Origin of the sequence: Streptomyces sp. ICC1 (assembly GCF_003287935.1) — a bacterium.
GTDB lineage: Bacteria > Actinomycetota > Actinomycetes > Streptomycetales > Streptomycetaceae > Streptomyces > Streptomyces tritrimontium.
In genome coordinates this window covers 3,019,954-3,037,482 of record NZ_CP030287.1, presented here as the reverse complement: position 1 = coordinate 3,037,482, position 17,529 = coordinate 3,019,954, and the positions used below count along the sequence as shown (strand labels likewise).

Annotated in this window: 22 protein-coding genes; 6 read left to right on the top strand and 16 right to left on the bottom strand. The window is 71.1% G+C overall.

The window, feature by feature from the left end; all coding sequences use genetic code 11:
• Nucleotides 1-260: 260 nt before the first annotated feature.
• Nucleotides 261-431, top strand: a complete 171-nt coding sequence (locus DRB96_RS42935) for a hypothetical protein (protein ID WP_162688575.1) — start codon at nt 261-263, stop codon at nt 429-431.
• Nucleotides 428-919, top strand: a complete 492-nt coding sequence (locus DRB96_RS14420) for a hypothetical protein (protein WP_112448829.1) — start codon at nt 428-430, stop codon at nt 917-919. The genes DRB96_RS42935 and DRB96_RS14420 overlap by 4 nt, the downstream gene beginning before the upstream one ends.
• A 75-nt stretch (nt 920-994) precedes the next feature.
• On the opposite strand, the gene DRB96_RS14415 is transcribed toward DRB96_RS14420, so the two are convergent.
• The 11 genes from DRB96_RS14415 to DRB96_RS14365 all read right to left on the bottom strand — a co-directional run bounded on the left by DRB96_RS14415 (nt 995) and on the right by DRB96_RS14365 (nt 9,797).
• Nucleotides 995-1,300, bottom strand: a complete 306-nt coding sequence (locus DRB96_RS14415; RefSeq protein WP_112453416.1) for a hypothetical protein — start codon at nt 1,298-1,300, stop codon at nt 995-997.
• Nucleotides 1,297-1,764 (bottom strand): hypothetical protein, encoded by a 468-nt coding sequence (locus DRB96_RS14410; protein WP_162688574.1) that lies wholly within the window; start codon nt 1,762-1,764, stop codon nt 1,297-1,299. Before DRB96_RS14410 ends, DRB96_RS14415 begins: the two co-directional genes overlap by 4 nt.
• Nucleotides 1,765-2,006: 242 nt before the next feature.
• Nucleotides 2,007-2,198: a hypothetical protein gene (locus DRB96_RS42930; RefSeq protein ID WP_162688573.1), complete on the bottom strand. Its 192-nt coding sequence runs from the start codon at nt 2,196-2,198 to the stop codon at nt 2,007-2,009.
• Nucleotides 2,199-2,284: 86 nt separating this feature from the next.
• Complete coding sequence (locus DRB96_RS14405; protein WP_112448827.1) at nt 2,285-3,127, bottom strand: helix-turn-helix transcriptional regulator; 843 nt, start codon at nt 3,125-3,127, stop codon at nt 2,285-2,287.
• The gene (locus DRB96_RS14400; protein WP_204357721.1) at nt 3,124-3,657 is read right to left on the bottom strand and encodes a DUF6879 family protein; all 534 of its coding nucleotides are present in this window, start codon (nt 3,655-3,657) and stop codon (nt 3,124-3,126) included. The genes DRB96_RS14405 and DRB96_RS14400 overlap by 4 nt, the downstream gene beginning before the upstream one ends.
• A gap of 2 nt (nt 3,658-3,659) precedes the next feature.
• A complete protein-coding gene (locus DRB96_RS14395; protein WP_112448826.1) occupies nt 3,660-3,863 on the bottom strand; it encodes a hypothetical protein in 204 nt (67 codons plus the stop codon).
• Between the two features lie 126 nt (nt 3,864-3,989).
• On the bottom strand, nt 3,990-4,526 hold the full coding sequence (locus DRB96_RS14390) for a hypothetical protein (protein WP_162688572.1): 537 nt from the start codon (nt 4,524-4,526) through the stop codon (nt 3,990-3,992).
• Between the two features lie 444 nt (nt 4,527-4,970).
• Entirely contained in the window at nt 4,971-5,402 is a 432-nt protein-coding gene (locus DRB96_RS14380) for a thioredoxin family protein (RefSeq protein WP_239516132.1), read from the bottom strand.
• A gap of 108 nt (nt 5,403-5,510) precedes the next feature.
• On the bottom strand, nt 5,511-6,950 hold the full coding sequence (locus DRB96_RS14375) for an aldehyde dehydrogenase family protein (protein WP_112448824.1): 1,440 nt from the start codon (nt 6,948-6,950) through the stop codon (nt 5,511-5,513).
• 200 nt (nt 6,951-7,150) lie between these two features.
• Nucleotides 7,151-8,350 (bottom strand): thiolase family protein, encoded by a 1,200-nt coding sequence (locus DRB96_RS14370; protein ID WP_112448823.1) that lies wholly within the window; start codon nt 8,348-8,350, stop codon nt 7,151-7,153.
• A gap of 370 nt (nt 8,351-8,720) precedes the next feature.
• Nucleotides 8,721-9,797, bottom strand: coding sequence for a LacI family DNA-binding transcriptional regulator (locus DRB96_RS14365; protein WP_112448822.1), 1,077 nt, complete (start codon nt 9,795-9,797; stop codon nt 8,721-8,723).
• A gap of 347 nt (nt 9,798-10,144) precedes the next feature.
• Here DRB96_RS14365 and DRB96_RS14360 point away from each other — a divergent pair, with 347 nt between their 5' ends.
• Nucleotides 10,145-10,357 carry a hypothetical protein gene (locus DRB96_RS14360; protein ID WP_112448821.1) on the top strand — a complete coding sequence of 71 codons (213 nt, stop codon included), beginning with the start codon at nt 10,145-10,147 and terminating at the stop codon, nt 10,355-10,357.
• Nucleotides 10,358-10,381: 24 nt separating this feature from the next.
• On the opposite strand, the gene DRB96_RS14355 is transcribed toward DRB96_RS14360, so the two are convergent.
• Nucleotides 10,382-11,374 (bottom strand): IS701 family transposase, encoded by a 993-nt coding sequence (locus DRB96_RS14355; protein WP_112448820.1) that lies wholly within the window; start codon nt 11,372-11,374, stop codon nt 10,382-10,384.
• Between the two features lie 415 nt (nt 11,375-11,789).
• On the opposite strand from DRB96_RS14355, the gene DRB96_RS14350 reads away from it, so the two are divergent.
• Nucleotides 11,790-12,686 (top strand): GNAT family N-acetyltransferase, encoded by an 897-nt coding sequence (locus tag DRB96_RS14350; RefSeq protein WP_112448819.1) that lies wholly within the window; start codon nt 11,790-11,792, stop codon nt 12,684-12,686.
• Between the two features lie 175 nt (nt 12,687-12,861).
• Here DRB96_RS14350 and DRB96_RS14345 read toward each other — a convergent pair whose 3' ends face one another.
• Nucleotides 12,862-13,827 (bottom strand): chlorophyllase, encoded by a 966-nt coding sequence (locus tag DRB96_RS14345; protein WP_112448818.1) that lies wholly within the window; start codon nt 13,825-13,827, stop codon nt 12,862-12,864.
• 182 nt (nt 13,828-14,009) lie between these two features.
• Here DRB96_RS14345 and DRB96_RS14340 point away from each other — a divergent pair, with 182 nt between their 5' ends.
• Both DRB96_RS14340 and DRB96_RS14335 read left to right on the top strand, forming a co-directional pair.
• On the top strand, nt 14,010-14,603 hold the full coding sequence (locus tag DRB96_RS14340) for a TetR/AcrR family transcriptional regulator (RefSeq protein WP_112453414.1): 594 nt from the start codon (nt 14,010-14,012) through the stop codon (nt 14,601-14,603).
• Nucleotides 14,604-14,652: 49 nt separating this feature from the next.
• Nucleotides 14,653-14,985: a hypothetical protein gene (locus DRB96_RS14335; RefSeq protein WP_112453413.1), complete on the top strand. Its 333-nt coding sequence runs from the start codon at nt 14,653-14,655 to the stop codon at nt 14,983-14,985.
• A 6-nt stretch (nt 14,986-14,991) separates the two neighbouring features.
• Here DRB96_RS14335 and DRB96_RS14330 read toward each other — a convergent pair whose 3' ends face one another.
• The 3 genes from DRB96_RS14330 to DRB96_RS14320 form a co-directional block, all read right to left on the bottom strand.
• Nucleotides 14,992-16,167: a HEAT repeat domain-containing protein gene (locus tag DRB96_RS14330; protein WP_162688521.1), complete on the bottom strand. Its 1,176-nt coding sequence runs from the start codon at nt 16,165-16,167 to the stop codon at nt 14,992-14,994.
• Between the two features lie 151 nt (nt 16,168-16,318).
• Complete coding sequence (locus tag DRB96_RS14325; protein ID WP_162688522.1) at nt 16,319-16,900, bottom strand: hypothetical protein; 582 nt, start codon at nt 16,898-16,900, stop codon at nt 16,319-16,321.
• Nucleotides 16,901-16,902: 2 nt separating this feature from the next.
• Nucleotides 16,903-17,223: a matrixin family metalloprotease gene (locus tag DRB96_RS14320; protein WP_112448815.1), complete on the bottom strand. Its 321-nt coding sequence runs from the start codon at nt 17,221-17,223 to the stop codon at nt 16,903-16,905.
• Nucleotides 17,224-17,529: the final 306 nt, after the last annotated feature.

Here is a 17,529-nt window from a genome sequence, read left to right as displayed (position 1 = left end):
GCGGTGGCGTTCCTCGCTCACGGCTACGCATGGGTGTGGGAGTCCGGGCTCTACCCGGACGGCGTCCCACCTCGGCGTATGGCGGTGCGAGTGCCCTCGTATGACGGCGATCCGCCAGCCCTGACCCCGCGTGTGACGGACAGCCCGGGCGCGGCGTAGCCGTGTTCTCCGCTGCGGCAACGGGGATGAGTGATCCGCTCCATTACGGGCGCCGCACTGCCAAACTGGGGCCACCTCCCTACCCGAGAGATGAGAGAGCGATGGCCGAGCAAACGTCCGGCAGCAGCAACGGCCAGGGGGCCAGCCAGGAGCCGACACCAGCGACCCCCGCGACCACTTCGACTGGCGCCGACGACTACCCCGTACTCGTCCTCAAGAGCATCACTGCGGGCGCGGGCAAGGACCCGAAGCGCAAGAAGAGCGGGCGGTGAGTGCGGGTGATGTGGCTGCCGAGTTCATCGACAATCAGCTGGCCTACCTGCGAGAGCGCCGGGCGAGCATCGAGACTCGCGCGATCTCGCTGATCACGATTGCCGCGCTTCCCGCACCCATTGCCGCGGCGTTCGTCACCCTCACCGCCCCAGGAAAGGCGATCAAGGGCCCTGCCCTCGCTGGCGCCGTCGTCGCAGTAGCCGCCCTCGCGATGGCGGCGGTATGCGGTGTGAAGGCGATGGCCCCCCGGAAGACCTCAGACCTCGTTGACACCACGGTGCTTCGCCGTCTGATTTCCGCTGATCTCTGGGACAGGCCGCCAGAAAACGCGCGGAGAGCCATTGCGGTTGCTCAGTTGGAGATGACTGACGCTACCGAGAAGGTGGTCAGCCGTAAGGGGACTTGGCTGCGCGGCGGCTTCGCCTTGGCAGTGCTCGGCCTGTTGGTGCTGGCCGTAACCGTGCTCCTTGTCACCCGAGGGCCGTGATCTGGTTCTGCAACAAGGCGCACAAGGGCCCCCGATGCGTGCGGATCGCATCGGGGGTCCGCTCATGGGGCGGTTCTACACCGGCGGGCGGCCGGGGGTCGGGGTGGGCGACGGCAGCGGCGGACCGGGATCCGGCGGGAGCTGCGGGCCGCCGGGGGCGCCGTGCTTGCCCATCTTCAGGCGCCGCGTCGGCAGGCCGTAGATGCCCAGCGGCGGGAACATGTCCACGCGCGGCGCGTAGCCGGCCTCCGCACAGGGGATGCACAGTAGGTCCCGGCCGTGGGTGTGGTTCGCGGCCCGGGCGGTCTCGACCGGCTCGCGCCAGCATGCCTCGCAGGTGGTGACGTCCGTCGCGGACGTGTGGAACTCGGTCGTGATCACGTCCACATCTCCTTGTCCTCGGTGAAGCCGGCCCGACGGATCGCGTCGACGGTCCGCTGCAGCCAGCCGGGCGCGATCGACGCGACGCCGTCGACGGCGGGGTAGTGGTGCACGAAGACACCGAGGCGCGCGCTGAGCGCGTGGTGGATCTCGGTGTTCACGAGGAGCGCGTGGAAGCCCTCGTCGACGATCGGGGACGGCACGAGGCGCTCGTCGCTCTGGGCGGCCGCGGCCACGAACTTGAGGGTTTCCACGATGACCTGCTCGGCGTTCACCCAGCGGATGTCCGGCTGACTTCGCGTGAGCGTCGCGGTGACGGTCATGAGCTCGTCGGCGTCGAGGAGGCTGCGGGCGTCGCGTTCACCGGGCGCGGCGGTGAGGACGTTGCCGGCCACCGCAGGCGTCGGGGTGGTTCCCTTGCCAGCACTGCACGGCGGCGGGGGTGTCGGGGTCGGACTGGACATGCGTCTCCCAGGAGTCGGAGTGCAGGGTCAGCGGGCTTTCGTGCAGCCCTCGTTGTGGACGAGGGCGCCACCCTCAGGGCCGCCGAGCGGCAGGGGCTTCGCATCGCATTCAGGGCACCGGGCTGGAGCGGTCCACCGGCCTGCGGGGTACGTGGGCGGGCTGGTCGCGCTGGATTCCATAGGGGTGCTCCCTGCCGTCGTCAGCGGGACGTCTTGGTAGCGGGTGACCACTGCGGTGGGGGTCACGGCTGGGCCGCGCGTACGGTCAGCCCGCGCTGCTCACGGCAGGGCGCACACGCATACATCAGGACCGGGGGTCCGGAGGAGCGGGCGCCGAAGCTGATCGGCTGCGCGGTCTGGGAGGAACCGATGTGCCAGTGGCACCAGTTCACGGGGCTGGTCTCGGCGCCCGTGGCGCCCCCTTGTGTCGCCATGACCAGCACCGTAGGAAGCCACAGGAGGGCCCGTCTGGCCGATTGCGGCGGATTGCGCGGACGCCAGGAGCGTTGGCGCTGGTTGCTCACACAGGTGCGAGTAGGTGCCGCGCTCGGGCGATCAGCCGGTGAGCCTGAGGCCCGTACGCGGCGGCCTCGTTAAGTCCGTCCCACACCCGCCCATACAGGGCGAGGTCGTCGGGAGAGTCGAAGGACAGCTCGGTGTTGATGGTCTCGACGATCACGCGTTCCTCGTCGAAGATCCAGAACCCGTGCTTGGGGGTCAGCTCCAGGGGAGCACCGAGGGGGACGATGCCGAGCTCCACTGTGCTCATGCCGATCAACCCGACGAGGCGGTCGAGTTGGCCCGCCATGGTCTCACGCGGGCACACCAGCGCGTGGAGAGCTCCCTCCCACACCAGGACCCGGAACAGCTTCCCCGCCTCGTACAGCACCTCCTGGCGGCGCATGCGAGCGGCAACGGCGGCCTCAGTGTCGCGCGGGGACTGCATCAGCAGGGCGTTCTTCGCGAACAGGTGCCGCGCGTAGTCGGGGGTCTGGAACAGACCCGGGATCACAGTGGCTTCGTAGCCACGCATCGTCGCGGTCTGCTGGTACTCGACGACGTACCGGTCCTGCACGGGCCTGTTGCCCGCGGCGAGCTGGCGGCGCCATGACCGCTGCTGGGACTCCAGGCCCCGGAGGCGGCTCGTCAGGTCACCAGCCTGCTCGGGCGCCCCGGCGGCGGCCGCCCATGCGGCGAGGTCGTCGGCGGTGGCGGTCTGCTTGCCGTTCTCCAGTCGGGACACCTTCGAGCGCTGCCAGCCGAGGAGGCTGGCGAAGTCCTTGCCATTCGCGCCAGCCTCGGCGCGCAGCTCCCGAAGGCGCGCACCGAGAGCCACCCTGGCGCTCTGAAAGTCCGTACTCACACCGACGAACGTACCTGCGCCCACACCTCGACAGTAGGGACGGCGACGGGCCAGGCACGGTCACGGGCCCGGCACGCGGCCAGCACCTCGGTGGGGTCGTCAATGACCTCGACGCCGGTCGTGACGTCGTCCTCGTCGATGTGCAGGCGCACCAGGGTCCGGGAGTCGAACAGCCACAGGTCGTAATCGGGCAGCTCGAGCCGGACGGCCTCCGCCCGGGGCAGTACCCGGATGTCCTCGCCTGCGGGCTCGTTCGCAGCGGCGGCCATGAGGAACCGCTGGCCGTCGGTGGGCGGCTCGTCGATGACCCGGACGCGGGAGAATCGCGCTCCCTGCTCGGCCTTCTCCCGAACGTTCACGTTCCAAGGATGCTCGGGCTGCGGCTCGGGTTCGATGCCGCGCATGAACGCCTGGAAGCGGGCGCCGGCGCGGTCGGTGGCGTACCCCCTCCGGGTCTCCAGCCGGAACGCGGTGTGCTGGAACTCGGCGAACAGGTGAGTGATGTACTCGAAGGGAACCAGGGCGGGCACCTTCACTCCTTCGGGGCGAAGCGGGTCAGGAGGTCGCGCGGGATGACGACGAACGTCTCGTGCTCGCCGACGTCGCGCAGCTGTGCGAGGTGCTCGGGGTCGGTGAGGCTGTCGCCCTGGACGACGATGTCGCCGGTCTCGACGACCTCGTACAGCGTCGGGCAGTTTCCGTACTCGGACGTGGTGCCGATGAACCGCAGGGTCATGGCTCGCTCCGTTCTGGTCGGGGCTTCAGGATGCTGGCCGTGCCGGGCAACGGGGGCAGATTGCGGGAGATTGCTTCTCCGCCAGGCCCAGGGCCGGATTGCCGGCAATCGGCACACGCGGCCCTCTCACGCGCCTGGTGGGATGCGCAGGCGAACCGGCTCGTCCTGGCCTTGCCACACGAATTCGAGAAACGCTGGCATGGACGTGCCGAAGGCGGTGTGCAGACGAATCTCGTATACCGCCCCCGCTGCCAGCTGCATCCCATCAATCAGCTCTTGCGGTGCGTTGGAGAGCGAGGTCAGAAGCCTCAAGTCATCGGCCGCGCCAGTACCTGCATTGACTAGGTGAAAGAGGGTCCGGTGGTGGTGATGGAGCTCCAGCCGCGGGCGAGGCCGACGAGCCTCCTCCTCAGCTGTGCGCCGAGCTGAGGCTTCCTCGTGTTGCAGCGTCAGGGCCTCCTCTGCCGCTGCGGCCGAGCGGACAGCTCCATCCGCCGACTTCCGAGCCTCGGTCAGGGAGGCCTCCGCAGCGTCGGCCGCTCGCACTGTCGCCTCCGCCGACTTCTTGCTGTCTCCGCGCGCCTTCAGGCTGACGAATGCCGCAGCGCCTGCCAACGCGAACGCGGCCCAAGAGGCCGCGTCTCCCCACTCTGGTCCGCTCATGGCGTGACAATAGGGCAGCAACCGCCCACGAGCTAGAGATCAGCAGAACGCCCGGCCCCTCCCGCAGTGGGGCCGTGCGTACGAGCTCATGGCCGTGCTAGGCCTCCGGCGGGTCCGCCTGCAAGCCGCGCGGCGCTGGTGCCTGACGTTCCTCGCGGTGAACGGGGTCCCGGACACGATCCTTGCCGCATGGGCCGGCCACACGAACGCGAACTTCACCAAGCGTGCCTACGTACATCCGACAGCCACCGACATGCGCGCGGCGGTCGTCCACCTGAACGGACTCCTGGGGGTCGCAAGCAACGCCTCCGACCCCCAGTGTGAGATTTCCGCTCTCCAGCGGATCAACAAACAGCCCCTGATCTGCGAAGCAGTCGGACGTGGTAGAACACCGCATCAGTCATACGGGCCAGTCTCACCTCAGGGCGGGGGCCCGTCACGCACTCAGGCTCCCGGCGTGCCGGGCTCCCGGTCCGCGGCGTCGGCGGCGCCCTCGGAGCCGTCGACCGCCGCGCCGTTCTTCTCCGCGGCGATCTTCGCGCGGACCTCCTCCATGTCCAGGGCGCGGGCCTGCGCGATGAGGTCCGTCAGGGCCGCCTCGGGCAGGGCGCCGGGCTGGGAGAAGATCGCCACCTGGTCCCGGACGATCATCAGGGTGGGGATCGAGCTGATCTGGAAGGCGCCGGCGAGCTCCTGCTGCGCCTCGGTGTCCACCTTGGCGAAGACCAGGTCGGGGTTGGCCTCGGCGGCCTTCTCGTAGACCGGGGCGAACTGCAGGCAGGGGCGGCACCAGCCCGCCCAGAAGTCGATCAGGACGAAGGGGTTCTCGCTCACCGTCCGGTCGAAGTTCTCCTTGGTCAGTTCGACAGTAGCCACGGTTATCCAGTCCTCCTGAGTGGTGTATCGCTTCCGTCCGGTGAACGAACGGCCGCCCCGAAGCATTCCTGGGCGCTCCCGGGGATCTGCGCACCCCCGGGAGCCGGTCTAGAAGGGGTGCCCGCCCGGGGTGGTGCGGACCGTGGTCCAGCGCAGCTCCGTGAAGGCGCCGAGGTTGGCCTCGCCCCCGAAGCGGGCGCCGGTGCCGGACGCGCCGACGCCGCCGAAGGGGGCCACCGCCTCGTCGTTCACCGTCTGGTCGTTGACGTGCGCGATCCCGGTCGGGATCCGCCCCGCCAGGTCCAGCCCGCGCCCCGCGTCGCGGGTCACGATGCCGAGGGCGAGCCCGTAGGGGCCGGCCGAGGCCAGCTCCACCGCCTCGTCCTCCGTCGCGAAAGACCGTACGGGCGCCACCGGGCCGAAGACCTCCTCGGTGTAGGCGGGGGTGTCGTCGCCGACGCCCGCCAGCACCGTGGGCCGGTAGAAGAGCTCCCGGTCCGGCCCGCCCGTGACGAGCTTGGCGCCCTGCTCGGTGCTGGCCTCCACCAGGCCCCGTACCCGCTCCAGCTGGGCCCGGTCGATCAGCGGGCCCAGGTGCACCTGCTCGCGGTACGGGTCTCCGACCGCGAGCTCGTCCGCGCGTGCGGCGAGCCGCTCCACGTACTCGTCGTAGAGCGAGGCGTGGACCAGGTGCCGGCCCGCCGTCATGCAGATCTGGCCCTGGTGGAAGAAGGACCCCCAGGAGGCCTGGGCGACGGCCGCTTCCACATCGGCGTCCCGGAGCACGACGAGCGCCGAGTTCCCACCCAACTCCAGGTGGGCGCGCTTGAGGTGACGCCCCGCCAGCTCGCCCACGAGACGGCCGCTCGCGGTGGATCCGGTGAACGACACCACCCTGACCAGCGGGTCGGCGACCACCGCCGCACCCGTCCCGGCGCCGCCGGGCAGGACGTGCAGGAGCCCGGCCGGCAGGCCGGCCGCCGCGAAGACGGCGGCGAGCGCGAGGCCACCGCAGACCGCGGTGCGCCGGTCCGGCTTGAGGAGCACCGCGTTGCCGAGGGCGAGCGCCGGTGCCACCGAGCGGATCGCGAGGATCAGCGGGGCGTTGAAGGGCGCCACCACCCCGACCACGCCGACCGGTTCACGGCGGGTGAAGGACAGCCGCTGCGCCTCGCTGGGCAGCACCTCGCCGGCCGGGCGCGAGGCCAGCGCGGCCGCCTCGTAGCACTCCTGCGCGGCGATGTGCAGCTCGAAGTCGGCCTTGCCGGGGATCGATCCGGACTCCCGCACCAGCCAGTCCCGCAGCTCGGCGGGGTGGGTGGCGAACAGGTCCCCGGCGCGGCGCAGCACGGCGGCCCGCTCCGGATGGGTGGCCCCGGCCCAGTCGCGCTGGGCCGCGTGGGCCCGCACGGCGGCTTCCGCGACATCGGCGGGGGCCGCCAGGTCCAGGGTCGCGAGGATCTGACCGGTGGCGGGTTCGGTGACCGGGGCGGTGCCGCCGGTGAGGGTGGGTCCGTCCTGCCAGAGCGTCGGGTCGAGGAGCGGCATGGCGCGGGGCCTCCGGATGCGGGTGGGCGTGGCGGGGGGTGGCAGCACGCCGCCATCGTTCCATCGCACCGGATCGGAGGCATCAACTTTCTTTGCCCGCACAGCAGTTGCCCGCCGACTCTGACCGGAAACGATCGGCTGCGGCGGGCAACGGACTGCGGCGGAAATGCCGGGTCGCGGCGGGGTCGCGGCGCCCCGGCTCAGCGTTCCAGGACGAGGGCGATGCCCTGACCCACACCGATGCAGAGCGCCGCGACACCGGTACCGGACCCGGCTGCCGCCAGCTGGTGCGCCACCGAACCCGCGAGCCGGGCTCCCGAGGCGCCGAGGGGATGGCCGATGGCGATCGCCCCGCCGCGCGGGTTGACCACCGCCGGGTCCAGCTCCGGCCAGGCGGCCAGACAGCCCAACGCCTGTGCGGCGAAAGCCTCGTTGAGTTCGAAGGCGGCCAGATCCGCGAGGGAGCGGCCCGCCTTGGCGAGGGCGCGTTCGACGGCCTCCACCGGACCCAGGCCGAAGAGCTGGGGCTCGATCCCGGTGACGGCGGACGCGCTGATCCGGGCCAGCGGCTCCCGGCCGGTGGCGGCGAGCCCCTCCTCGTCCGTCAACAGCAGCGCCGCGGCACCGTCGTTGAGCGGCGAGGCGTTCCCGGCGGTCACCGTGCCCGTGCCGTCGGTGCGGAAGGCGGGCTTCAGCCGCGCCAGCGCCTCGGGGGTGGAACCTTCCCTGATGCACTCGTCCCGCAGGAGGGCGACGCCTTCGAACGGGACGACCTCGGAGTCGTAGTGCCCGGCGGCCCAGGCGGCCGCCGCCTTGTGGTGGCTCTCCAGCGCGAAGGCGTCCTGCGCCTCGCGCGTGATGGCGTGCTTGTCGGCGACGAGCTCGGCGCCTTCACCGAGGGAACCGGTCCACTCGGCGGGCATCCGGGGGTTGGTCATCCGCCAGCCGAGGGTGGTGGACCACATCTGCTGGTGGCCCGCCGGGAAGGCGCGCTCCGGCTTCTGGACCACCCAGGGGGCGCGGGACATCGACTCGACCCCGCCCGCGATGGCGACGGAGGCGTCGCCGAGGGCGATCGCGCGGGCCGCCTGGATCACGGCCTCGAGTCCGGATCCGCACAGGCGGTTGACGGTGACCCCCGGCACGGTCACGGGCAGGCCGGCGAGCAGCACCGCCATGCGGGCCACATCGCGGTTGTCCTCGCCCGCGCCGTTGGCGTCGCCGAAGACCACGTCGTCGATGCGGGCCGGATCGAGACCGGGCGTACGGTCCACGAGCGCGCGCACCACGTGGGCGGCCAGGTCGTCGGGGCGGATCCCGGCGAGGGCGCCGCCGAACTTCCCGATCGGGGTGCGGACGGCGTCGACGACGTAGACGTCGCGGACGGTACGGATGCTCATGGGGTCCCTCCTGGACGGGCGGGTGGCGGCGCGGCACGCCGAAGCCGCTGTCCGGCACGGCGCACGCTCCGCCCGCGCCCGGTGGGGCACGCCCGCAGTTTCCGTCCGGCCCTCCCCGCCTGTCAACGCCCGCCGGGCCCCGTCGGCGCGCCGCCGCCGGGGCCGGGCGGGCGGAACGCCCGGGACACCTGGGGCACCCGGGGTACCCGGGGCGCCCGGGGTACCCGGGGCCGCTCAGGTCGCGCGGGACCGCTCAAGTCGTCCGGGGACCGCTCAGGTCATCCGGGATCCGCTCAGGTCGTCCCGAGCCGTTCAGGCCGTCCGGGACCGCTCAGGTCGCGGCGGACCCGCTCAGGCCGTCCGGTACCGCTCAGGTCGACTCGCGCGGCAGCGCCACCGCCGCCATCAGGTCGTACCGCCGGACGACGGCCGCGGGCTCCCGTACCGCGCGGTCCACCAGGCCCGCCAGCCGCTCCCCCGTGGGCATCTCGATCTGCACCGTGCTCAGCCGCGGCCGCAGCAGCCGTCCGATCAGCAGATCGTCCGCGCCGATGACGGCGACGTCGTCCGGCACGCGCAGCCCCTCGTCCTGGAACGCCCGCATCAGCAGCATCGCGTACTCGTCGTTGTACGCGAACGCCGCGTCCAGCCCGAGCGACCCCCACCGCCCCGCCAGCGCCGCCGCCGACTCCTCCGAGTACGCCATCGGCAGGGCCACGACCTCGGCCCCCGCCACCGACCGCGCGCCTTCCAGCCGGGGTGTGGAGAACAGCTCCAGCCCCTCCTCCTCCGGGACGACCACGCCGATCCGGCGCCGGCCCCGCTCCACCAGGTGCGCGGCCGCCCGTGCGCCCACCTCCGCCTGGTCCATGACCAGAGCGTGCGCCCCGGGGACACCGGCCGGCCCCATCGTTATCACCGCGCGCGCCCCGGCCCGCTTGAGCGTGGCGACGTTGTGCGCGGACAGGGTGATCTCGCCCAGGGAGATCACCGCGACCGGCCGCAGCTCCGCCCAGGCGCGCGCGGCCTCGTCCCCGGTCAGGCCGAGGCTGCCGTACTGGACGACCGTGTAGTCGAGGGCGCGCAGCGCCCACTGGAGCTCGTTGAGGAAGTTGCTGTAGAGCGGGCCGATCGGCACGTGCGAGGTCGGCAGCAGCACGATCCGCGTGTGCCCGGCGCGCAGGCTGCGGGCGGCCGCGTGCGGGACGTAGCCGAGCTCCTCGGCGGCCTCCCGGACCTTGCGGCGGGTCGGCTCGCTGATGCGTACCGCTTCCGCGTTGTTCAGGACGTACGAGACCGTCGCGCGCGAGACCCCGGCGAGACGGGCGACATCCGCGCTGGTCGGCACGGGCGGGGGCGGCGCGGCGGCGGAGGGCGCGGCGGTGCCCGGCGCGGCCGGCGGCACGGCGGGTGACGGCGACTTGGGCGGCTTCGATGACTGAGACATTGCCGTGGCATCTTTCCAGACCGGTTGGGCCCAGGGGCTAGCGGATGGCCGGAAACGAATGCTACACAGTGGTTACACGTTTAAGTGACACGTGTAACCACTGTGTAGCATTTGTTTCCGGGCATGCGCTAACCCCTGGGCCCACGTCTCTTATTCACATCTGACGCTGCCGAGGCTCATCTGTGTGCAGATCTCGGGGTCAAAGGGTGTCCCGCACCCACACACCTTGAACGATCAACGAAAGCGGATCGTTCCCACCACCACTGTGTGATCACGGACACGCCGCGCGCGGGGGCGTCGCCATCGGCCGGAGTGACCGCAGGTGGCGGGTCGGCGTTGTCCCGGGCATGGATACCGACGACGAAGACTTCCTCGGCGTGCTGGTGGACGCCGTCACCGAGACCCGCCTCAAGCTGCTCACCGGCGACGAAGCCCGGGCGGTCATGATGCTCCTCGTCGCGCTCGAGGACGAAACCCGCTCCGAGGAAGTACGTCGGGCCGCCGGAGAGATGCGCTTCCGCCTTGCATCGCGCCTGGCCCTACCCGTCGGCTCCCCCTAGTACTCCAGCTGTAGATCGTGATCTTCATGTCTGGGATGCGGCTTGTCGCTGGTAATGGCTGGTGCGTGATCGCTTTTGATGGCGGCGTCGCCAGTCGGACCAACCGACCCGGTGGGCCGCATCGCGGAGAGGCCGGATGGCGAGGGTGATGGACAAGCGCTGGACCTCGTTGCAGGACAGCGGGACCAGGTCGTCAGAGATGGACTGTCGGGCGTGTTCGTTCGCACGGACCACCGCGAGGAAGGCGTGGGCGAGCATCGCAAGGTCGTAGAACCGCTGTCCCTTCGCGCCGCGTCCGGCCGAGAGCTTCTGCCAGGCCCGCTTCGGCACCTTCCGGGCCAGGGCATCGGCGCGGAACGTGCCCGCACCGGTGGTCACTTCGGCCGAGCAGGCCACCGCGAGGACATAGCCCATGCGGCGTTCCTCCAGGGCGGATCGCAGTTTCGGGTTGCCGCCATGGACCTCGTCACCGGTGACCCGGTCCACGCGGTGTCCGGCATCCATGAACCGTTCGATCATCGTGCGGGCCAGCTCCGGCTTGGTCGCGAAGACGGTTTCCTCGCCGAGCCCTGGCGCCCGGCAGCGGTCCGGGTCGCCCGTCCAGGAGCGCGGGACGTACAGCTCCCGGTCCACCGCCGCGTGTCCCCGGGCGCCGGCGTAGACGAGGTAGACGGCGACCTGGGAGTTCTCGATCCGTCCCGCGGTGCCTGTGTACTGGCGTTGGACCCCGGCGGTGTGGGTGCCCTTCTTCACGTCGCCGGTCTCGTCGACGACCAGCACCGCTGCATCGTCGTGGAGGTGCTCGACGACGTATTCGCAGACGTCGTCGCGGACGGCATCGGCGTTCCAGGACGCCCGGCACAGCAGGTGCTGCATGCCGTGCCGGGTTGCCTCGCCGGCCCACTCCGCGATCGTCCAGCAGTTCTTGCGCGGCAGGTCCGACAGCAGGCCCAGCACCAGCCGCCCGGCCCGTAGGCGAGGTTCACAGCGGGCGAACCGGCCCGCTATGCGCCCCATGGCCACCTCAAACGCCTCCCGCCAACGTGCGGGATTTATGCTGCGACCAGTGGCCACCGTCTCGCCGTCAGTCCACACACCCACGATGATCAACGGCTGCCGCATCTGTTCCCGTAACGGCCCCACCAGCAAGATCACAATCCACACAGCTGGAGCACTACAGTCCGCTTACGGCCCCGCGGGCCTTTGAGAGCGCTCTGCATCGTCCCGCGAACCCCTCCTTCAAGGGGCGCGGAAATCCGTGGACGGACCCGCGGAAGATCACGTACCGTGTGGCTTCACGCCCTGAGATGGATGGAAGGAGGCGAGTGCCGTGCAGTTCACACCTTTCCAGCGCTCCCTCTTCCGCTATCCCGGCGTAGTTCGTCAGTTCTGACCGGGAGCGCTCCAAGCAGCCTGTATCCCGGAGGAATCCATGACCGATACGGTCATCCGCGCGCTCTCCGCGAGCGACGCACATCTTTTCGACGCACACCCCGACCCGCTCGGCGCCGGTGAAGGCCACCGGCGTACCCGGTTCCGCCCCGACTGGAAGCGCGTCGCCCTGCGCGACGGCGAGGTCGTCGCACGCGGTGCGTGGTGGGGCGGCCCCGACGACTCGGAGCCCGTCAACATCAACTGGTTCGACGTGGCCGAGGGCGAGGAGGAGGCCGGGGCCGAACTCCTGCGCTCCGCTCCCTGGCAGGTCGAACTCGAGATCAACCTGCCCGGCGGCTGGCGGGAAAAGACCTACCTGCGCGCCGGAGCCGAGGCGCGCTTCGCCGCCGCACGAGCCGCAGGGTACGAACTCCTGGTGGAACGCTTCCTGTACCGCTGGACCCCCGAGCGAGGTCTGCCCGAGCGGCCCGGACGCCTGCGCTTCAGCGCCGAACCCGACGACACCGTGTTCTTCGACGCGTTGCGCCGCATCCACTCCGCCACCCTGGACGCCCACGCGCTCAGGGCCATCGAGGAGGGCGGCCTCGACCAGGCCGCCCAGGAGGAACTCGACTTCTTCCACTGGTGCCCCTCCCCACGGGAATGGTGGCAGATCGCACACACGCCGGAGGGCGACCTGGCCGGCATCCACATCCCGGCCCACAACCCCTCCGGCCCGACGATCGGCTTCATCGGAGTCGTCCCGGAACAGCGCGGTCGCGGCTACGCCTACGACCTCCTCGCGGAGTGCACCCACCTCCTCGTCGAGCAAGGCGCGGAGTTCGTCAGCGGAGCGACGGACCAGGCCAACTTCCCCATGGCCGCGAACTTCGCCAAGGCTGGCTTCCCCGTCATCCGTGAACGCATCAACTTCCGGCATGCCGGCCGACAGTGAACGTGCAGGATCTACGCTGTGGAGTGGCCACCGTCTCGTCGTCAGTCCACACCGACGATGATCAACGGCGGCCGCGCCCGTTCCCTTGCAGGCCCCACCAGCAAGATCACGATCTACAGCTGGAGTACTAGGCATGACCGCCTTGACCGGGTCGGTCGTACGGGGACGCGCCCGGCTACTTGGATTCGATCCGTCCGACCGGGTCGGGGTCGGCGGTCAGCGCGTCACAGGCCGTTCGCCAGGCGTTGGCGTCGAGGCCGAGCTCGGTGCGGAGGTAGGCCGAGGTGAGACGCGCGAGGGCGGAGACCCGCCCGGGGTTCTCGTCCGTGGTCTCGGCGGCGTCGTATCCGGCGATGCCGCCGAGTCCGTGCTCCGCGTCGAACAGGGTGAGCAGGGTCTTGGGGCCGGGGGCGAGGGCATAGGGGTCGGCGTGCCAGTCCGGCCCCATGTCCGTGAAGTGCCGGGAGTCGTCCTTGTCGCCGGTGACGACCAGCGCGGGTGTGGCCATCGTGGAGAAGTCGAGGGTCCGGAAGAAGGGCAGCCGCTCGCCCATGGACGCGTGGATGACTTCGCCCCGGCCCGGTGCGGCGAGCACGACACCGGCCTTGATCCGCGGTTCCAGAAGGCTCACGACCTCCCCGCTGTCCGGTTCGGTGACCTGGGCGCCCAGCAGGAGGCTCGCGGTGAAACCTCCGAAGGAGTGTCCGGCGACGCCGACCTTGCTGCGGTCGACGCGCCCCGCGAGCTGCGGCACCGCGTTCTCGATCACGTCCAGCCGGTCGAGGATGTGCGTCATGTCCTCGCCGCGCGAGCGCCAGAAGAAGGGGGCTCCAGGGGCATCGGCAAGGCGGCCGGCCAGGGTCCGGGAGCTGAGGTGGGTCGGCTGGATGACGACGAACCCGGCCCCCGCCCACAAGCCGGCGATCGGCGCGTAGCCGTTCAGCGAGGAGAGGTGGTTCGAGCCGCCGTGGCCGTGGGAGAGGAGGATGACGGGAAGGCCGGTTCCGGTGGCGGGTGCGGAGACCCGCACCTGGAGGTCCGCGGGACGGCCGGGTACGGACAGCACCAGCGGGCCGTAGGACACGACCGGGACGGGCGGGCCGAACGTGTCGGCAAGGGTGGTCTCGGTGGGTGTGTTCATGAGGGGTGGTTCCTTTCTGTGCCCCGCGGCGCGCGACGGGCGCCGGGCAGCAGGCAGGCAGGCAGGCAGGCAGGCCAGGAGTGCCCCATTCGGGTAGCCTGAAACGGAGCGTCGCTCCATTTACTATGTGGAGCGCTGCTCCGCTTTGTCAACGGTGTCGGAAGGAACGCGAGATGCCCGAGATGCCCACCGAGAGCCCCACCGGGCAGGTGTCGGCCCGGAGCAAGCGGACCGACGCACAGCGCAACCAGCAGGTCATCCTCACCGCGGCCGCCGAGGTGTTCCTCGGTTCCGGCGTCGACGCGCCGATCCGCCAGATCTCGGCCCGCGCGGGCGTCGGGATGGCCACGATCTACCGCCACTTCCCCACGCGGGCGGACCTCGTCACCGCCGTGTACCGGCACCAGATCGAGGCGTGCGCCGAGGCCGGCCCCCACCTGCTGGCCACTGCCGGGACCCCGCTCGCCGCGCTGCGCCAGTGGATCGACCTCTTCGTCGACTTCCTGGTCACCAAACACGGGCTCGCCGACGCCCTGCAGTCCGACAGCGACCGCTTCGCCACCCTGCACACGTACTTCCTCGACCGCCTGCTGCCCGTCGGCACCCAACTGCTCGACGCCGCGACCGGCTCCGGCGAGATCAGGCCCGGCGTGCAGGCCTACGAGCTGATGCGCGGCATCGGCAATCTCTGCGTCGGGCGCGACAGCGACCCGCGCTACGACCCCCGCCGACTGATCGACCTGCTCTTCCAGGGCCTGCAGGCACCCCGGCCCTGACCCAGGCGGAGAAGACCGAACTCACCGAGAAGCTGGAGACGTGACCCTCATGACCAGCCCCCAGCAGGACGACATCCCGGTTCCCGAACACGGCGCCGTTCCGGGCGGATCGGTTCCGCTGACCTCCCACGTGAAGGCGGGGCCCGGCGGGGCCATGACCGACGAGGTCGGCGTCATCACCGGCGACGTCACCCTGACGAGCGAGGCCGGCCCGGACGGCACCGCCCGGGTCCGCATCCAGTACACGGGCGCGGACGAGTGGTACACCCTCACGGGCAGCCCGGCCCCGCTCCCGCCGGAAACCCTTGCCGCCTTCCACGAACGCGTCGTCGACGCCGTCCGGGCCGGCGGCGCGGCCGAGGTACCCGGTCCACGGCAATGAGCCCCGTCAGCGGCCGTCGCGGCGCCACTCGTAGCGCCACACCGCATCGAGTTCGTCCTCGTGCGGGGTGCCGGGCGGCGCCGGGGGAAGGCGGCGCGCCGCTTCCACGCAGCGCTCGTCGTGGTGCAGCGCGAGCCCGTACACGGCGGTGACCTGGACTCGGCGGTCCGCGTCGTCCAGCAGGGCGGCCATGGCATCGGTGAAGACGGGACCGCGGTCCCCTCCCTCGGCAACCGTGAGACAGGCGGCCCGGCGTACGACCGTGTCCACGTCCGTCATCAGCACCAGCAGTGCCTCACGGACATCATCGGGGAAGGCCGGCGCCTCGGGCCATGTGCCGACCCTGCGCGCCACCGCGCACCGTACCCCGGGGTCGCGGTGGCCGGCGTAGGGCACGAGGGCCGCAAGAGCGCGCGGATCGGTGAGCTCGCCGAGCGCGACCAGCACCTCGATGAGCACGGCGAGGTCCTCTTCCCCGGTCGACCAGTCGGTGAAGAAGTCCAGGGCGGGACCGGCGAACGCGTCCTCGTCGCTGTTGTCGAAGAGGTGGGTCAGCCGAAGCACCTCGGCGCCGAACAACCGGTGGGACGGCTCCGGATGGGTGCGCAGCGCCGCGGCAGCCGTCCAGGTCTCCTGGTCGCGACGGTTGGCCAGCAGGATGGTGACATCGCCCCAATCTGAGTGGTCCTGGGCGTGGCCCAACGCGCGTGCCATCAGCTCCTCGAAGGAAGTGCGGATGCCGAGCAGTTCCTCCAGGCGCGTGAGGATCGCCGCGTGCCCGTCGCGAACGGTCATTCCCCCGAGGGAGTACGCGTCGACGCTGTGGTAGTCGTCGTCCTGAACCCGGGTACGGACAAGGGCGTCCCGGGAGCCCGTGAGGCGCCGCAGTTCGGCTTCGACCCCCGTCTCGTGCCGGCGGCGCGCGAGATCCCGCATCTCCAGCAGCTCGGACTCGCCGTACCTGCCCCGCACCCGCTCGTCCAGGAGCACCTCGACGAGCGCGGGCGAGCCCGAATCCACCGCTTCGCGCAGTGGTGGCAGCTCGTCCGGTCCGCACTGCCCGGGGTCGGCGCCGTGGTCGAGCAGCCGTTGGGCGATGGCTCCCGAGTGCGTTCGGACGGCCAGGCAGAACGCCGCGTCCAGCATGTCGGGGTCGACGTACCGCCGAAGCAGGCTCTTCACCAGGGCGGTGTCTCCGGCCCGCACCGCGGAGATGAGGGGAGGACCGCTGTCCGCCGCACTCCTCGCACCGCTATCCATGTCCACCCATGTCTCTGCTCCCCCTGTCGCGTTTTCGCAGCTCGTGAAGTGTAGGGGGAGCGAACAACGGGGCCTACTGGGTGACGATGTCCTCGCACACCGGCTTCGGCGGCGCCTTCGCGATCACGCCCCGCCAGTAGTCGGCCTCCTGGGCCGCGCCCCGGCGTGCGGGCTGGATCAAGGTGGAGAACGCCGTCGTCCCCGGCCGCGCTTCCAGGTCGCCGGGGCCGATCGCGACCACGTACCGCTGCCCCGGCTCCATCACCACCTCGCGGTTCGAGGTGTCCACCGTGAACGAGCCGGGCGCCCCGCCCGGCTCCACCCGCTGCGACACCCCGATGACCGGGGCGAACTTCCCCTTCATCACCTCCACGACCCGTACCGGCGTCGTGACGAGCTGAGGATTCTCGGCGCCGACGGCCTCGGGGTCGTGCACGGCCTCGCCGGTGGCCTCCACCACGGCGATGCCCTGCGCACCGGTCGCCACCTCGGTGTCCGTGCCGCCGGACGGCGTCCCGCACAGGCTCTCGGTGCTCTCGCTGCTCTCGCTGCTCTCGGTACGCGCATCCCCGGCGCTCTCCCAGGCGTACCAACCGCCGCCCCCGAGGAGCACGGTGGCCGCCGTCCCGGCAATCGCCCACGTCTTCACGCTCATGATCAGCCCCACAGCTTCGAGTAGTTGGCCTTGTCGACGTCCTGGGGGAGGTCGAAGTATTCGTGGGCGGCGGGCCACATCAGGGACCGCACATAGCCCGGCCCGCCCGCGTCGGACTTGTGGCACAGCCCCAGGGCGTGGCCCAGCTCGTGCGCCGCGATCTGCCGGCGCTTGGTCCGGCCGGCGTTCTTCATCGCCGCCGTGTTGAACCGGATGTAATCGGTCTGGCCGGGACCTCCCCGGTGGTTCCACTTGGCGGCGGCGATGTCCTTCGGGTCGTCGTAGTCCACGAACTCCAGGTCGTTGACTCGCCCTTGACGCACGGCGCGGCGGCGACGGCTGCCGCCGGGGGCGGGGCGAGCAGGAGCAGGGCGGCGGCCGCCGACAAGGCCGCGGACATGCGCTTCATCCCGCCCACGGTAGGGCTCCGCCCGGCGGGGCCGATCGTTTCCTCACCCCCCGCGGCAAGGCAGTTCGCCTTCCACCCTTCGCACGGTTGTACTGCAGTACTGCCCAGACCCAGACCCCGCCTCCGGCGACTTCGAGCTGTTCCCCCGGGCGGCCCGCCAGGGCGACGCCGGCCAACCCCGGAGCAGAGTGTTCCGGGGCACCCGACCGGGAACTCCCCA

Bases quoted from the DNA above. Each gene is read 5' to 3' on its own strand.
- DRB96_RS14335 (WP_112453413.1), top strand. From the start codon at position 14,653: ATGACCAGCCCCCAGCAGGACGACATCCCGGTTCCCGAACACGGCGCC.
- DRB96_RS14375 (WP_112448824.1), bottom strand. From the start codon at position 6,950: ATGCCGCTCCTCGACCCGACGCTCTGGCAGGACGGACCCACCCTCACC.
- DRB96_RS14410 (WP_162688574.1), bottom strand. From the start codon at position 1,764: ATGTCCAGTCCGACCCCGACACCCCCGCCGCCGTGCAGTGCTGGCAAG.
- DRB96_RS14350 (WP_112448819.1), top strand. From the start codon at position 11,790: ATGACCGATACGGTCATCCGCGCGCTCTCCGCGAGCGACGCACATCTT.
- DRB96_RS14325 (WP_162688522.1), bottom strand. From the start codon at position 16,900: ATGAGCGTGAAGACGTGGGCGATTGCCGGGACGGCGGCCACCGTGCTC.
- DRB96_RS42935 (WP_162688575.1), top strand. From the start codon at position 261: ATGGCCGAGCAAACGTCCGGCAGCAGCAACGGCCAGGGGGCCAGCCAG.
- DRB96_RS14355 (WP_112448820.1), bottom strand. From the start codon at position 11,374: ATGGGGCGCATAGCGGGCCGGTTCGCCCGCTGTGAACCTCGCCTACGG.
- DRB96_RS42930 (WP_162688573.1), bottom strand. From the start codon at position 2,198: ATGGCGACACAAGGGGGCGCCACGGGCGCCGAGACCAGCCCCGTGAAC.
- DRB96_RS14360 (WP_112448821.1), top strand. From the start codon at position 10,145: ATGGATACCGACGACGAAGACTTCCTCGGCGTGCTGGTGGACGCCGTC.
- DRB96_RS14365 (WP_112448822.1), bottom strand. From the start codon at position 9,797: ATGTCTCAGTCATCGAAGCCGCCCAAGTCGCCGTCACCCGCCGTGCCG.
- DRB96_RS14395 (WP_112448826.1), bottom strand. From the start codon at position 3,863: ATGACCCTGCGGTTCATCGGCACCACGTCCGAGTACGGAAACTGCCCG.
- DRB96_RS14370 (WP_112448823.1), bottom strand. From the start codon at position 8,350: ATGAGCATCCGTACCGTCCGCGACGTCTACGTCGTCGACGCCGTCCGC.
- DRB96_RS14345 (WP_112448818.1), bottom strand. From the start codon at position 13,827: ATGAACACACCCACCGAGACCACCCTTGCCGACACGTTCGGCCCGCCC.
- DRB96_RS14390 (WP_162688572.1), bottom strand. From the start codon at position 4,526: ATGAGCGGACCAGAGTGGGGAGACGCGGCCTCTTGGGCCGCGTTCGCG.
- DRB96_RS14340 (WP_112453414.1), top strand. From the start codon at position 14,010: ATGCCCACCGAGAGCCCCACCGGGCAGGTGTCGGCCCGGAGCAAGCGG.